Source organism: Azospirillum isscasi, from assembly GCF_030849505.1.
Taxonomy (GTDB): domain Bacteria; phylum Pseudomonadota; class Alphaproteobacteria; order Azospirillales; family Azospirillaceae; genus Azospirillum; species Azospirillum isscasi.
In genome coordinates this window covers 1-13,822 of record NZ_JAUJFI010000151.1, presented here as the reverse complement: position 1 = coordinate 13,822, position 13,822 = coordinate 1, and the positions used below count along the sequence as shown (strand labels likewise).

Sequence of the window (13,822 nt, the reverse complement as noted above, 5' to 3'; positions counted from 1 at the left end):
GCCCGAACTGGCGGTCCGCTCGCTCGCCGACTACGAGGCCGCGGCCCTGCGGCTGGCCCGCGATCCGGACGAGCGGGCGCGCCTGAAAGCCCGCCTCGCGGCGGAACGGAACCGGGCGCCGCTGTTCGACACGGACCGCTTCGCCCGCGCGCTGGAGCGCGCCTATGCGGCGATGTGGGCCATCCACGCGGCGGGGCAGCCACCGCGCGGCTTCACTGTCGAGGACGAGGGTTGACGTTCAGGGGAAGGGGCAGCGGTCGGCGGTCACGTCCACGAAGGAGCGGGCGCCGGGCGCGAAGGTGAAGCGGTATTCGAGGTTGTCGAGCACCACCGTCTGATGCAGGGGCAGAACGCCCTTGACGACCGTCTCCTTGCCGCCGGTGCCGGCGATCTTGATGGTCACAGGCTGCGCCGGGTCGAACCAGCTTTCGGCGTTGCCCTGCGCGTTGCGCGAGGACTGGCCCTCGCCGCTGACCGTCACCGCCCCGTTGTTGAAGCTGGTGCTGCGGTTGCCCGATTTCAGGAGCGGGGTCGCCAGGGCGAAGCGCTTGGTTTCCGCCGGCTGGCAATTGCGCACCGCCTGGACTTGGGAGATCACGAAGGCGAGGCGGTTGGGGTCCATGCCGCCCTTCAGCCGGTCCGCCGCCAGACCGGCCAGACGTGCCAGATCGCCCGACGGGACCTCGCGCTGAAGCCGCGCCTCCAGCTCCACCGCGCGGGCCTCCGCCGCGCGGGCGGCGTGCTGCATCTGGCTGGCCAAAAGCTCCAGCTCCGCCTTCTGGCGCGACAGGGTGGAAATCTCCTCCCGCAACGTGACGTCGCGGCCCTTCAACTGCTCGATGCCCATCTGGTAGGCGAACAGGCCGACGCCGAGGAGAACGGCGGCGAACAGAGCGAACTTCGCGAACCCCGCCCAGAAGCGGCGGCGATAGCGGCGTTCGTAGTCGTAGCGTCCCAAGGCCATGTGCAGCAAACCCAGCGAAAGAAGAGGGTGCTATGGCTACCCAGATCGGCGGCCCGATGCAACCCCTTGACCTTGACCGCAAACGCGGTTCCGGATCAGTTGCTGGCCCCGGACGGGCCGAGGAAACCGGCGCTGATGCCCGGCGTGCGGAATTCGCCCACATTCTTGAACACGAAGCGGAAGAAGATGGTGTTTCCTTCCTCCTCGCCGTTCTGGATGGTGGTGTAGTCCCGCTGGGCGATGGTTTCGAAGATCAGGCATTCGTCCTGATAGCGCAGCACGCCCGCGCTGGAGCGCGGCCCGGCATCGGGGCGGAACGCCTGCGAATGGGACAGGCTGAGCGACCAGTGTTGTGAGAATTGCGACGCCAGGGTGAGGCTTGCCTGTTCGACCTCGTTCCGTTCCACGACGTAGGGGTTTTCCGTCTGGTCGACGTAGGTGTAGGTGCTGTAGAGCCGCAGCAGCGGCACGCCGGCCGATGCGTTGACCGAATGCCGGCGCGGCTTCAGCGTGTCATGGTCGATGCGGAAGCCGTAATTCACATCCAGCCATTCCGCCGGACGCAGGTCGAGACGGCCGACATAATCCGACGACTTCTTGTCGAGGCCCGACCCGCCGCGGAAATTCTCCGTATCGTCGGCGCGGAAGCTCTGGCCGACGAACAGGCTTGCCGAACCGGTCCTGTAGCCCTGGAAGGTGGTGCGCAGACCGTAGGTCGCGCGGGTTCCGCCGTCCAGCCGGTCGATGCCGGTGAAACGGTTGGGCATCAGCAGGTTGACCTCGTCGAACTCGACGTCGAGGCTGTCCTCGTTCGGGAAGGCCGGATCGTTGTCCACCTTCGGCGACACGCTGATCTGTCCGATGGGTTCGATGGTCTGGAAGCTGCTTTCCCCATAGCGGACAAACGGGTAGCGGACCGTGGTCGTGGCCTGCGGGAAGAAGCGCAGGCGCTGGACGCTGTCGTTGCCGGTGTTGGCGGGATCGTCCGGATTGAATCTCTGGGACGTGTAGCCGGCCAGCAGGACGCTGCCTTCGACCGTGGTGACGAAGCCCAGGTTGGAATAGATGTCCCGCTGCCAGCCGGGCTGCAGGGCCAGCCGCTGGGTGTCCGGGCCGCCGCTGCCCGGGCGGGCGATGGCCAACAGGCTGCTGTCCAGCGACCAGCGCCCGCCCATCAGGCTGCCCGGCTCGCCCAGCGCGTTGTAGCGCGCCTCAGGAAGCACGTAGGGCTCCTGCACCGGGTTGCCCCAGCGCAGATCCTGGAAGCTGTAGGCGTTGACCGCCGCGTAGTTGCGCCCGTTGAACCCCTCGACGAAGGCGCGGCTGGTCAGCACCTCGTCACGGATGTTGAAGTAGCGGCGCAGATACAACTCGTCGCTGGCCCGCTTGAGGTTGAAACCCCAGCGCCACGTCTCGTCGATGTCGAACAGGCCGCTGGCGAAGGCGTGGCCGCGCCAGCGCTTGTCGTCGGCGCCCTTCAGGGTGCCGTTGGGAATTTCCCCCTGCGTCACGGAGCCGTCGAGCTGCAACCGCCCGTTCTCGAACCGCTTGCGGTACTGGCCGCCCAGGAACAGGCCCTGATTCGAATAGCCGCCGACGTCGATGGTGGCGTCCTGGTCCGGCGCGATGTCCCAGTAGTAGTGCGAGATGACGCCGAAGCCGAGGTCGGAGTTGTTCCGGAAGCTGGGCGTCAGGAAGCCCGAGCGCCGGTCCACCGTGGGATCGGGATGGGAAAGGTAGGGCGTATAGAAGAACGGGACGCCGAACATCTCGATGAAGGCGTCGCGGTAGCGGACCTCGTGATCCTCGTTGTCCTGCACCACGCGGGCGGCGCGGATCTGCCAGACGGGCGCACTGGTCGGATCGGTCTTGCAGAGTTCGCAAGGGCTGTAGACGGCCCGGTTCAGGCGGATCAGCCGCCCGCCGCGCCGTTCACCCTCGGTGCCGGCCATGCGGCTGTTGTCGGTCATCAACACGCGGACGTTCTCGACGAACGCATCGCGCATGTCGTCCGTCAGTTCCGCGTAATTGGAGAACAGGATGTCGCCCGACGGCTCGACCAGACGGACGTTGCCGGAGGCGATCACCACCTTGGTCTTCTGGTTGTAGGTGATGGTGTCGGCCCGGACGGTCCGCGCGCCCTGCGACAGCTCCACGTTGCCCGACGCGGTGACGAGGCTGTTCACCTCGTCGAAGGTCACCGTGTCGGCTCCCAGAAGGACCGGGGGGTCCTGGGGCTTCCCATCGGCCTGCGCCGGCGGCGGGACGACGACTTCGAGCCGCCCGCCCTGGTCCGGCCCGGAGGCGGGCGCGGCGCCCGCCTGCGGCGTTGCCTGTACGGGGGGCTGCTGCGCGTCGGCCAGGTCGGCCAGGACGACGCCGCAGGCGGCCATCAGGGCGACGATGCCGGATCGCAGGACCAGCGACCGGCGGTCCAACGGGCGGTGCGTCTTCGGGCTGGTGGCGCGGGCGCGCCGGGCATGTCGGGACGGGAGCTGGGACATGCCGAACGTTTGAGGTAACCACCCGGCCAAGTCAACGGTTTCGCAGCGGGTTTCGCGAATTGTCCGATGTCTGTTGCCGATGGAGGAAAACATGAAAAAGGGGACCGTCCGCGAGCGGCGGAGGTCCCCCTGTTCCGGCCTTCTTCAAGGCGCTTTCCGTGCCCGTCCGGCCCCTAGGCGAACGCCTTGTAGGCGATCAGGGTGAAGGTGTCGCGCACCCCGGACAGGGTCTGGATGTTTTCGGTCACGAATCGGCCGATGTCCAGATCCTGGGGGAGATAGCACTTCATCAGCAGGTCGTACTGGCCGGAGATGGAATGCACCTCCGACACCTGCTCGATGTCCTGAACGGCCTGATCGGCCACCTGATAGGCCTTGCCAAGTTCGCATTTGACCATGACGAAGATGGTCTGCATGGCGGTCAGCTCTCCTGCGGGGATTGCTCGGCGGGTTCGACCGGAGCCGGGCGCCGGGCGGAACGCAGCATGAAGGCCGGCATATGGTCGCCGAAACCGATCACCGGTGTGTCGTCCTCGTCCTCGTCGCGGCGGCGGCGGCGGTCACGGTCGCGGTCGCGGTCACGATCCCGGCGCGGCTCCTGCCGGCGGCTCTCGGCGGCGGCCAGCGATTCGCGCGGCTGGCGCTCCTCGCGAACGGGGCGTTCGTCGCGGCTCGGACGATCCTCGCGCGGCTGGCGCTCCTCCCGGGCCTGACGCTCCTCGCGGGGGGCCCGCTCCTCGCGCTCGGCACGCTCGGCACGCTCACGCGGCGCGCGGTCGCCGCGGTCCTTATCCTTGTCCTTGTCCTTGCCCCGGCCACGGCTGCGGCCACGGCGCGCCTCGTCCTCGCTGAGGAACTCGGCCGACTCGAGGCCGTCGATGGCGATCAAGGGTATCTCCCGCTTGATGAGACGGCCGATGGCCGAAACCTGCTTGCCGTCCAGGGGGCTGGCGAGCGTGAAGGCGCGGCCCGTGCGGCCCGCCCGGCCCGTGCGCCCGATGCGGTGGACATAGTCCTCCGCGCTGATCGGCACATCGAAATTGAAGACGTGGCTGAGCCCCTGGACGTCCAGGCCGCGCGCCGCCACGTCGGAGCAGACGAGCAGCGTGATCTCGCCCTTCTTGAAAGCGTCCAGCGTCTCCATCCGCTTGGACTGCACCATGTCGCCGTGCAGGGCGCCGGCGTTGAAGCCGTGGCTCTCCAGCGACTTCTGCAGGAGGGCGACGTCGCGCTTGCGGTTGCAGAAGATGAAGGCGTTCTTCACGTCCTCGGTGCGCAGCAGGTGGCGCAGCGCCTTGCGCTTGTCCTCCTCCTGCACCAGGACCATGGCCTGGGTCACCGTCTCCGCCGGGGAGGCGGGCGGGGCAACGGTCACTTCCTTCGGGTTCGACAGGAAGGCGTCGGCCAGACGGCGGATTTCCGGCGGCATGGTGGCGGAGAAGAACAGCGTCTGGCGCAGCTTCGGCAGCTTGCTGACGATCCGCTCGATGTCCGGGATGAAGCCCATGTCGAGCATCCGGTCCGCCTCGTCGATGACGAAGACCTTGATGTCGTTGAGCATGATGTTGCCGCGCTCGAACAGGTCGATCAGCCGGCCCGGCGTCGCGATCAGCACGTCCACCCCGCGGTCCAGCCGCTTCACCTGCTCGGTGAAGGTTTCGCCGCCGATCAGGAGCGCCATGCTGAGCTTGTGGTGCTTGCCATAGGTCTCGAAGCTTTCGGCGACCTGTGCGGCAAGCTCCCGCGTCGGCTCCAGGATGAGCGACCGGGGCATGCGCGCCCGTGCCCGGCCCGAAGCCAGGATGTCGATCATCGGCAGGGTGAAGCTGGCCGTCTTCCCGGTGCCGGTTTGCGCGCAGCCGAGCACATCGCGGCCTTGCAGGACCCAGGGAATGGCCTGTTCCTGAATTGGCGTCGGCTGGGTGTAACCTTTGTCCTCGATTGCCCGCAGGATTTCAGGTGCAAGCCCAAGTTCCGAAAAGAGCATCCAACCTGTTTCTGTCTGGAGTGCGATAATCGTGCCGGTACGGCCCGACGATTAGATGGGGCGGCAGAATATGAAGTCAAAGGGCGCTGTCAATAGACCTTGTGATGGAATCGCGCATTGCGTGGAACCGGAAGGGCCGCTTGGCGCCGCGCGCCCGCTCGGTTAGGCTGTGGAAAGAGCGTAGAAACCGCGGAAATCCGGCCTTCTCGGCGGTTGTGGAGAGGTTTGCGGCCTTTGTTGCCGTTTGGGCCGGACAAAGAAAAAAGGGTGCCATCCGATGCTTGTTTCCTCCGAACGTTCCGTCCTGGTGGTGGTCGATATCCAGGAAAAGCTGATGCCGGCCATCGCCGAGTCCGCCCGGGTGGAGCGCAACGCCGCCACGCTTCTGAAGGCCGCCGCCCTGCTCGGCGTACCGGCCTTCGCCACCGAACAGTACCCCAAGGGCCTCGGCCCCACCGCCGCGTCGCTGCGCGCCCTGCTGCCGCCGGACGGGGTGGTGGAGAAGATCACCTTCTCCGCCGCGCGGGAGCCGGCCTTCATGGAGCGGCTGGAGCGGTTGGACCGGAAGCAGATCGTGCTGGCCGGATCGGAGGCCCATGTCTGCGTGATGCAGACCGCGCTGTCGCTGGTCGGGCTGGGGTTCGAGGTCGTGCTGGTGGCCGACGCCGTGTCGTCGCGCGTTCCCGCCAACGCGGAACTCGGCATCGCCCGCATGCGCGCCGCCGGTGCGACCATCGTCAGCACCGAGATGGTCCTGTTCGAATGGATGGAGCGGTCGGACATCCCGGCCTTCAAGGCCGTGCTGGACCTGATCCGCTGACCGCAAGGGAAAGGAGGAAGGGATGAGCGACCGGTTTCCCCTGATCCTGCTGCCCGGCATGCCGCTGGACGCCGCGCTGTGGGAGCACCAGACCCGCCATCTGGCCGATGTGGCGGACCCGGCGGTCGGCGACCTGACCGCGCACGATTCCATGGCCGCCCTGGCCGCCGCGGTGCTGGCGCAGGCGCCGCCGCGCTTCGCGCTCGCCGGCCTGTCGATGGGCGGCTACGTCGCCTTCGAAATCCTGCGGCAGGCGCCGGAGCGCGTGGCGAAACTTGCCCTGCTCGACACCAGCGCCCGCCCCGACACGCCGGAACAGACGGCCAACCGGCAGGACGCCGTGCGTCTGGTGGGGCAGGGGCGGCTGCGGCAGGTGGTGGCCGCGGGCATGCCGCGCCTCGTCCATCCCGACCGCACCGCCGAACCGGCCCTCGTCGAGTCGGTGCAGGCCCAGGCCCGGCGCGTCGGGCCGGACGGCTACGTCCGCCAGCAGACGGCGATCATGAACCGTCCGGACAGCCGTCCCGGCCTGGGGGCCATCGCCTGCCCGGCGCTGGTGCTGTGCGGGCGCCAGGACGCCATCACGCCCCCGGCGGTGCATGAGGAGATCGCCGCCGGCATCCCCGGCGCCCGCCTCGTCCTGATCGAGGATTGCGGCCACCTGTCGGCCATGGAGCAGCCGCAGGCGGTCACAGCCCTGCTGCGGGAGTGGCTCCTCTACGCCTGAGCGTAGTCTCCCACCTCAGCAGTCAGGACCCCCGCCGCAGCCGTCCAGGTCGGCGCGGCGGGCGGGAAAAAGGGCGAAGGTCATGTCGCTGATGAGCGCCCGGAAATCCGGGTCGTTCGGCCCCTGCGGGCGGTCGAGCCAGCCGGTGGCCGAGGACAGCGGGCCGCCGCCCCGGCAGAAGGCGCCCTGGACCACGATGGGGCCGCCGGGCGGGCTGGTGCGCAGGGGCTGGCCGCTGCACAGGGCGGAGTTCAGCGTCGTCTCGGCGGGGTTGAAGGCCAGGACGACGCGGTAATCGGGGCGGGCGGTCTGGTTCGGCGTGGTGGTGAGGTTGGTGCGCACGCCGGAAACGCGGTTCTGCATGTTGGCGGTGACCAGCGTGCCGAACGCCTGCGGGTCCATCCCGAAGGGGTTGCCGTGGATCACCACGCGCAGGTCGCGGTTCGAGGCCGCGTAGGAAACCTCGCTCAGCGTGTAAGCGGGAACCGGCAGGTCCGCCACCACGCGTTCGTTGGTGCAGGCCGCCGCCGCTACGCAAAGGGCGAGAATGGCGGCGCGGGACAGGAGGGGCATGGCTCGCCTGGGTTATGTGGTCTGGGCTGTGCGGGCATCGCCGGACGATGATGTCGCAGCGGCCCGGCACCGGCAAGGCCGCTTCCCCCTTAAGAACCGCCGCTCAGCCGACCGCGCGCCCGTGCCGCCGCCGGTCACACGTCGATGTCGTCCACGCGGACGAACTTCGCGTTTTCCTGGATGAACTGGAAGCGCAGCTCCGGACGGCGGCCCATCAGCTCTTCCACGCGGGTCCTGGTGGCCTTCACGTCCTCCGCCTGTTCCGGGTCGGCGGCGTTCGGCACGACCACGCGCAGCAGCGTGCGCTTGGCCGGGTCCATGGTGGTCTCGCGGAGCTGGGCCGGCATCATCTCGCCCAGGCCCTTGAAGCGGCTGATCTCCACCTTCTTGCCCTTGAAGGTCTTGTTCAGGAGCTGGTCCTTGTGCGCGTCGTCGCGGGCGTAGACGGACTTGGCGCCGTGGCTGATGCGGTAGAGCGGCGGCAGGGCGAGATACAGGTGCCCGTTCTGGATCAGCCCGCCCATCTCCCGGTAGAAGAAGGTCATCAGCAGCGAGGCGATGTGCGCGCCGTCCACGTCCGCGTCGGTCATGATGATGACCCGCTCGTAGCGCAGCTTGTCGCTGGAGAAGTCCTTGCCCACGCCGCAGCCCAGCGCCTGGGTGAGGTCGTTCAGCTCCTGGTTCGCCTTCATCTTGTCGGCGGAGGCCGAGGCGACGTTCAGGATCTTGCCGCGCAGCGGCAGGATGGCCTGGGTTTCGCGGTTGCGCGCCTGCTTGGCCGAACCGCCCGCGGAATCGCCCTCCACCAGGAAGATCTCCGTGCCCTCCGGCGAATTGCGGGAGCAGTCGGCCAGCTTGCCGGGCAGGCGCAGGCGCCGGGTCGCCGACTTGCGGCCCAGCTCCTTGGACTGCTTGCGCTTGGCGCGCTCCTCCGCCTTCTCGATCAGCCGTTCCAGAAGGGCCTTGGAGGAGGACGGGTCTCCCGACAGCCAGTGGTCGAAATGGTCCTTGATCGCCGCCTCGACCAGCCGGTGGGCTTCCGCCGTGACCAGCTTCTCCTTGGTCTGGCCCTGGAAATGCGGCTCGCGGATGAAGACCGACAGCAGGATGCAGGCGTCGCCCACCACGTCGTCCGCGGTGACCTGGGCGGCGCGCTTGTTGCTGGTCAGCTCGCCATAGCCCTTCAGGCCGCGGGTCAGGGCGGCGCGCAGGCCCGCCTCGTGCGTGCCGCCCTGCGGGGTCGGCACCGTGTTGCAGTAGGTGTGGGAGAAGCCCTCGTCGTCCTCCGGCCAGGCGATGGCCCACTCCACCCGGCCCTGCTGGTTCGGGAAGTCCAGCGCGCCGGAGAAGGGCAGGCGGGTCAGCGTCCGGCGCTCCTTCAGGGCGGCGTTCAGGTAGTCGAGGAGGCCGCCGGGGAAATGCAGGGTCTCCTGCGCCGGGGTGGTGCTGTCCGGCGCCAGCAGCGCCGGGTCGCAGCTCCAGCGGATTTCCACGCCCCGGTAGAGATACGCCTTGGATCGCGCCAGCCGGTACAGCCGGTGCGGCTCGAAATGGGCGGCCTCCCCGAAGATCTCCGGGTCGGCGTGGAAGCGGATGGTCGTGCCGCGGCGATTGGCCGCGCCCTGCCGGGCGAGCGGCCCCTGCGGCAGGCCGCGGCTGTAATGCTGCACGTAGAGCTGGCGTTCGCGCGCCACCTCCACGGTCAGCCGGTCGGACAGCGCGTTCACCACGGACAGGCCTACGCCGTGCAGGCCGCCGGAGGTCTGGTAGACCTTGTTGGAGAATTTGCCGCCCGAATGCAGGGTGGTGAGAATGACCTCCAGCGCCGACTTGCCGGGGTACTTGGGGTGGTCGTCGATGGGGATGCCGCGCCCGTTGTCGCGCACCACCACCGTGCCGTCGGCGGTCAGTTCCAGGTCGATGCGGCTGGCGTGGCCGGCCACCGCCTCGTCCATGGCGTTGTCCAGAACCTCGGCCACCAGATGGTGCAGCGCCCGGTCGTCGGTGCCGCCGATGTACATGCCGGGGCGCCGGCGGACGGGCTCAAGCCCCTCCAGAACCTCGATATCCTGGGCGGAGTAGGTCTCGGCCTTGCGCGCCGTGTTCTCGAAAAGATCGCTCATGGCCCCAGTTATAGGAATTTCGTCAGGGCTGCGCAAGCGCATGCGGTGGCCTCTATATACTCCCCGCACCATATTTTGTGACGTGGTTTTTCGACCCCGGGAGGAAACATGAGCGACGCCACGCCCGCGTGGGAACAGACGATCCACCCGGCGATCCACCCCGACATGGAGGGCGGTCCGGCCCTGCGCACCATCGCCATGCCGGCGGACACCAACCCCAACGGCGACATCTTCGGCGGCTGGCTGCTGTCCCAGATGGATCTGGCCGGCGGCGTGGCCGCCCTGCGCCGCGCCGGCGGGCGCGTGGCGACCGTGGGGATCGAGGCGATGACCTTCCACAAGCCGGTCTATGTCGGCGACGAGGTGAGCTGCTTCGCCCATGTGGAGAAGGTGGGCCGCACCTCCATCCGCGTCCGGGTCGAGACCTGGGTGCGCCGCCAGCGCAGCGCCGGGGACGCCATCAAGGTGACGGAGGGCGTGTTCACCTACGTCGCCATCGGCGAGGACCGCCAGCCCCGCGAGGTCCCGCCGGAATGACGCGGCCCCCCGCCTTCTTTCGAAGGTTGCCCGCCGTGTGACGTTCGTCGGGGGGCGTCGGGGGTGTAGGCCGTCTATTACTCGGTAGCGCAAAGAGCATGGTCCGGTGAATTCTTTCGGATTGCTTCTTTTCCGTTTGACCGAAGGAATCGCGTGTGATTCCATCATGCCGCCATGACCATGCTCCAGAACCTCACCGACTCGCTGAAACGCGCGGCGAAAAGCGCCCTCCGCCAGGCCATCGGCCCGGCCATCGGCTCCTGCGTCGTTGCTTACTTCGTCTATTACGCCGTCCAGGGAGACCGCGGGCTGCTCGCCATGAACCACCTGAAGGCGGAGATCGCCACGGCGGAATCCGTCCTGGATCAGGTGAAGGCCGAGCGCGAGCGGATGGACCGGCGCGCGCAACTGATGCGCAGCGACCACCTGGACCGCGACATGCTGGACGAGCGTGCGCGCACGATGCTGAACCTTTCCGGGCCCCGCGACGTCATAATCGCCCTCCCCCCGGTGCGGGAGGAGGGCGATGCTAGCGCTGAGAAGTAGGTCATATCAGTGAATTAACCGAAAGCCGGTTAACGCCGAATTTCGTGTTTAAAAACAGGTATTTGCGCCGAACGCGCTTGTCGTGTACTGTGCGCCCCGCATCCGCTTCCGGTGCGAGGGGGATGTACCCTCGTAACGTGTTGCAGCCCTGGCTGTTCGCTTGCCGTCGCTGCATAAATCCTGGGGAGGAAACATGGCCGCGTCACGACGCCGTCCGAAGGCGCAGACTGAATCCGCGCCGAAGCAGGCCGCTTCGGCGGACGAAATGATCAAGTACTACCGTGAGATGCTGCTGATCCGCCGCTTCGAGGAGAAGGCGGGCCAGCTCTACGGCATGGGCCTCATCGGCGGTTTCTGCCACCTCTACATCGGCCAGGAAGCCGTTGTGGTCGGCATCCAGGCCGCGCTGAAGGACAACGACGACGTCATCACCAGCTACCGCGACCACGGCCACATGCTGGCCTGCGGCATGGACCCGAAGGGCGTGATGGCGGAGCTGACCGGGCGCCGCGGAGGCTACTCCAAGGGCAAGGGCGGCTCGATGCACATGTTCAGCCGCGAGAAGAACTTCTACGGCGGCCACGGCATCGTCGGCGCGCAGGTCCCGCTGGGCACCGGTCTCGCCTTCTCGCACAAGTACAACAAGGACGATGGCCTGTCCGCCGTCTATTGCGGCGACGGCGCGATCAACCAGGGTCAGGTGTACGAGAGCTTCAACATGGCGGCGCTGTGGAAGCTGCCGGTGCTCTACGTGATCGAGAACAACAAGTACGCCATGGGCACCTCGCAGGAGCGCGCGTCCGCGGGCGAACTGCACCAGCGCGGCGCGGCCTACGGCATTCCCGGCCATCAGGTCAACGGCATGGACGTCCTGGAGGTCCGCGAGGCCGCCGACAAGTGGGTGGACTACATCCGCTCCGGCAACGGCCCGGTCATCCTGGAGATGAAAACCTACCGCTACCGCGGCCACTCCATGTCCGATCCGGCCAAGTACCGGACCAAGGAGGAGGTCGAGAAGATGCGGAGCGAGTCCGATCCGATCGACAACCTGAAGCGGGTCCTGCTGGAAGGCGGTTACGTGACCGAGGACCAGCTCAAGGAGATCGACCGCGAGGTCAAGGCCGTGGTGACCGAGGCTGCGGAATTCTCGCAGCAGAGCCCCGAGCCCGATCCGGCGGAGCTGTGGACCGACGTCCTGATCGAAGCCTGACGACAACGATAAGCAGGAGCGGCGCCGAGGGCCGGAGGCTTCGCCTCCCGGCGAACCCGCGCCGCCGGAGGTTGAGGAATGCCGATCGAAGTGCTGATGCCGGCGCTGTCGCCCACCATGACCGAGGGCAAGCTGGCGAAGTGGGTCAAGAAGGAAGGTGACGAGGTCCGGTCCGGCGACGTGCTCGCCGAGATCGAGACCGACAAGGCGACCATGGAGGTCGAGGCGGTGGACGAAGGCCGCATCGGCAAGATCCTGGTCGCCGAGGGCACCGAGAACGTCGCCGTGAACACGCCCATCGCCGTGATCCTGGCCGATGGCGAGAGCGTGACCGACGCCGTGTCCGGCTCCCCGGCGCCGGCGCCGAAGGTCGCCGCCGAGCCGGTGGTGCAGGACACGGGCGCCCACGCCCCGGCCACCCTGCCGGTCGGCCCGGCCAGCGGCCCCGCCGCCGCCCCGCCGGCCTCCGACGAGGACAAGTTCTTCGACAAGACGGTGAAGAAGACCGTCCGCGAAGCGTTGCGGGACGCCATGGCGGAGGAGATGCGCCGCGACCCGACCGTCTTCCTGATGGGCGAGGAGGTCGCGCAGTACCAGGGCGCCTACAAGGTGTCGCAGGGCCTGCTTCAGGAATTCGGCGCCGACCGCGTCATCGACACGCCGATCACCGAGATCGGCTTCGCCGGCCTGGGCGTCGGTGCGGCCTTCCGCGGCCTGCGCCCAATCGTCGAGTTCATGACCTTCAACTTCGCGATGCAGGCCATCGACCACATCGTGAACTCCGCCGCCAAGACGCTGTACATGTCCGGCGGCCAGATGGGCTGCCCGATCGTGTTCCGCGGCCCGAACGGTGCGGCCGCCCGCGTCGCCGCGCAGCACAGCCAGGACTTCACCCCCTGGTACGCCAGCGTCCCGGGCCTGAAGGTCGTCGCCCCCTACAGCGCGTCGGACTTCAAGGGCCTGATGAAGTCGGCCATCCGCGATCCGAACCCGGTCATCTTCCTTGAGAACGAGATCCTCTACGGCCAGTCCTTCGAGGTGCCGGAGAGCGAGGACTTCATCGTTCCGATCGGGCGCGCCAAGATCCGCCGCGCCGGCACGGACGTGACCATCACCGCCCATTCGCTGATGGTCAGCTACGCGCTCGCCGCCGCGGAGCTGCTGGAGAAGGACGGCATCAGCGCCGAGGTCATCGACCTGCGCACGATCCGTCCGCTCGACACCGAGACCATCGTCAACTCCGTCAAGAAGACCAACCGCCTCGTCACCGTCGAGGAGGCCTGGCCGACCTGCGGCATCGGCGCCGAGCTGTCGGCCCTGATGATGGAGCAGGCTTTCGACTATCTGGACGCCCCGGTGATCCGCGTGACCGGCCTCGACGTGCCGATGCCCTACGCGGCGAACCTGGAAAAGCTCGTCCTTCCTTCGCCGGACCGCATCGCGGAAGCGGCGAAGAAGGCCTGCTACCGCAAGTAAGGAGGGCGAGCGAATGACCATCCAGATTCTGATGCCCGCCCTCTCCCCCACGATGACCGAGGGCAACCTCGCCAAGTGGCTGAAGAAGGAAGGCGACGCGGTGAAGTCCGGCGACGTGATCGCCGAGATCGAAACCGACAAGGCCACCATGGAGGTCGAGGCGGCGGACGAAGGCCGTCTCGGCAAGATCCTCGTGCAGGCCGGCACGCAGGGCGTCGCGGTGAACACCCCGATCGCCGTGCTGCTGGAAGAGGGCGAGGACGACAGCGCGCTGAACAAGGCCGCTGCCCCGGCTCCCGCCCCCGCGGCGGCTCCGGCCGCGGCTCCGGCCCCGGCGGCGTCCGCTCCGGCTTCG

At 67.9% G+C, this 13,822-nt stretch carries 13 protein-coding genes and 1 pseudogene; 8 read left to right on the top strand and 6 right to left on the bottom strand.

The window, feature by feature from the left end; all coding sequences use genetic code 11:
* Positions 1–235, top strand: a pseudogene (locus QSG27_RS22855) (tetratricopeptide repeat protein); the annotation flags it as partial.
* Between the two features lie 3 nt (positions 236–238).
* Here QSG27_RS22855 and QSG27_RS22850 read toward each other — a convergent pair.
* From QSG27_RS22850 to QSG27_RS22835, 4 genes are all read right to left on the bottom strand, one after another.
* Positions 239–964: a hypothetical protein gene (locus QSG27_RS22850; RefSeq protein WP_306710199.1), complete on the bottom strand. Its 726-nt coding sequence runs from the start codon at positions 962–964 to the stop codon at positions 239–241.
* A 95-nt stretch (positions 965–1,059) separates the two neighbouring features.
* Positions 1,060–3,468, bottom strand: a complete 2,409-nt coding sequence (locus tag QSG27_RS22845; RefSeq protein ID WP_306710197.1) for an LPS-assembly protein LptD — start codon at positions 3,466–3,468, stop codon at positions 1,060–1,062.
* A 173-nt stretch (positions 3,469–3,641) separates the two neighbouring features.
* Positions 3,642–3,884, bottom strand: a complete 243-nt coding sequence (locus QSG27_RS22840; RefSeq protein ID WP_306710194.1) for an Lrp/AsnC ligand binding domain-containing protein — start codon at positions 3,882–3,884, stop codon at positions 3,642–3,644.
* A gap of 5 nt (positions 3,885–3,889) precedes the next feature.
* A complete protein-coding gene (locus tag QSG27_RS22835) occupies positions 3,890–5,455 on the bottom strand; it encodes a DEAD/DEAH box helicase (RefSeq protein ID WP_306710192.1) in 1,566 nt (521 codons plus the stop codon).
* A gap of 277 nt (positions 5,456–5,732) precedes the next feature.
* Between QSG27_RS22835 and QSG27_RS22830 the strand changes: the two genes are divergently transcribed.
* On the top strand, positions 5,733–6,275 hold the full coding sequence (locus QSG27_RS22830) for a hydrolase (RefSeq protein WP_306710190.1): 543 nt from the start codon (positions 5,733–5,735) through the stop codon (positions 6,273–6,275).
* A gap of 22 nt (positions 6,276–6,297) precedes the next feature.
* Complete coding sequence (locus tag QSG27_RS22825) at positions 6,298–7,002, top strand: alpha/beta fold hydrolase (protein WP_306710188.1); 705 nt, start codon at positions 6,298–6,300, stop codon at positions 7,000–7,002.
* A gap of 15 nt (positions 7,003–7,017) precedes the next feature.
* On the opposite strand, the gene QSG27_RS22820 is transcribed toward QSG27_RS22825, so the two are convergent.
* Positions 7,018–7,575, bottom strand: a complete 558-nt coding sequence (locus QSG27_RS22820) for a hypothetical protein (protein ID WP_306710186.1) — start codon at positions 7,573–7,575, stop codon at positions 7,018–7,020.
* Positions 7,576–7,709: 134 nt separating this feature from the next.
* A complete protein-coding gene (gene parE / locus QSG27_RS22815; RefSeq protein ID WP_306710185.1) occupies positions 7,710–9,698 on the bottom strand; it encodes a DNA topoisomerase IV subunit B in 1,989 nt (662 codons plus the stop codon).
* Between the two features lie 108 nt (positions 9,699–9,806).
* Between parE and QSG27_RS22810 the strand changes: the two genes are divergently transcribed.
* The 5 genes from QSG27_RS22810 to QSG27_RS22790 form a co-directional block, all read left to right on the top strand.
* Positions 9,807–10,235, top strand: a complete 429-nt coding sequence (locus tag QSG27_RS22810) for an acyl-CoA thioesterase (protein ID WP_407653259.1) — start codon at positions 9,807–9,809, stop codon at positions 10,233–10,235.
* Between the two features lie 174 nt (positions 10,236–10,409).
* Positions 10,410–10,781, top strand: a complete 372-nt coding sequence (locus QSG27_RS22805) for an FtsB family cell division protein (RefSeq protein WP_306710183.1) — start codon at positions 10,410–10,412, stop codon at positions 10,779–10,781.
* A 193-nt stretch (positions 10,782–10,974) separates the two neighbouring features.
* Positions 10,975–11,991 carry a pyruvate dehydrogenase (acetyl-transferring) E1 component subunit alpha gene (gene pdhA, locus QSG27_RS22800; protein ID WP_306710181.1) on the top strand — a complete coding sequence of 339 codons (1,017 nt, stop codon included), beginning with the start codon at positions 10,975–10,977 and terminating at the stop codon, positions 11,989–11,991.
* Between the two features lie 78 nt (positions 11,992–12,069).
* Positions 12,070–13,467 (top strand): pyruvate dehydrogenase complex E1 component subunit beta, encoded by a 1,398-nt coding sequence (locus QSG27_RS22795; protein ID WP_306710179.1) that lies wholly within the window; start codon positions 12,070–12,072, stop codon positions 13,465–13,467.
* 13 nt (positions 13,468–13,480) lie between these two features.
* Positions 13,481–13,822: biotin/lipoyl-containing protein (locus tag QSG27_RS22790; RefSeq protein WP_306710177.1), on the top strand; the 342-nt coding region annotated here is incomplete at its 3' end.

Bases quoted from the DNA above. Each gene is read 5' to 3' on its own strand.
- QSG27_RS22795 (WP_306710179.1), top strand. From the start codon at position 12,070: ATGCCGATCGAAGTGCTGATGCCGGCGCTGTCGCCCACCATGACCGAG.
- QSG27_RS22810 (WP_407653259.1), top strand. From the start codon at position 9,807: ATGAGCGACGCCACGCCCGCGTGGGAACAGACGATCCACCCGGCGATC.
- QSG27_RS22845 (WP_306710197.1), bottom strand. From the start codon at position 3,468: ATGTCCCAGCTCCCGTCCCGACATGCCCGGCGCGCCCGCGCCACCAGC.
- pdhA (WP_306710181.1), top strand. From the start codon at position 10,975: ATGGCCGCGTCACGACGCCGTCCGAAGGCGCAGACTGAATCCGCGCCG.
- QSG27_RS22820 (WP_306710186.1), bottom strand. From the start codon at position 7,575: ATGCCCCTCCTGTCCCGCGCCGCCATTCTCGCCCTTTGCGTAGCGGCG.
- parE (WP_306710185.1), bottom strand. From the start codon at position 9,698: ATGAGCGATCTTTTCGAGAACACGGCGCGCAAGGCCGAGACCTACTCC.
- QSG27_RS22835 (WP_306710192.1), bottom strand. From the start codon at position 5,455: ATGCTCTTTTCGGAACTTGGGCTTGCACCTGAAATCCTGCGGGCAATC.
- QSG27_RS22825 (WP_306710188.1), top strand. From the start codon at position 6,298: ATGAGCGACCGGTTTCCCCTGATCCTGCTGCCCGGCATGCCGCTGGAC.
- QSG27_RS22805 (WP_306710183.1), top strand. From the start codon at position 10,410: ATGACCATGCTCCAGAACCTCACCGACTCGCTGAAACGCGCGGCGAAA.
- QSG27_RS22840 (WP_306710194.1), bottom strand. From the start codon at position 3,884: ATGCAGACCATCTTCGTCATGGTCAAATGCGAACTTGGCAAGGCCTAT.
- QSG27_RS22850 (WP_306710199.1), bottom strand. From the start codon at position 964: ATGGCCTTGGGACGCTACGACTACGAACGCCGCTATCGCCGCCGCTTC.
- QSG27_RS22830 (WP_306710190.1), top strand. From the start codon at position 5,733: ATGCTTGTTTCCTCCGAACGTTCCGTCCTGGTGGTGGTCGATATCCAG.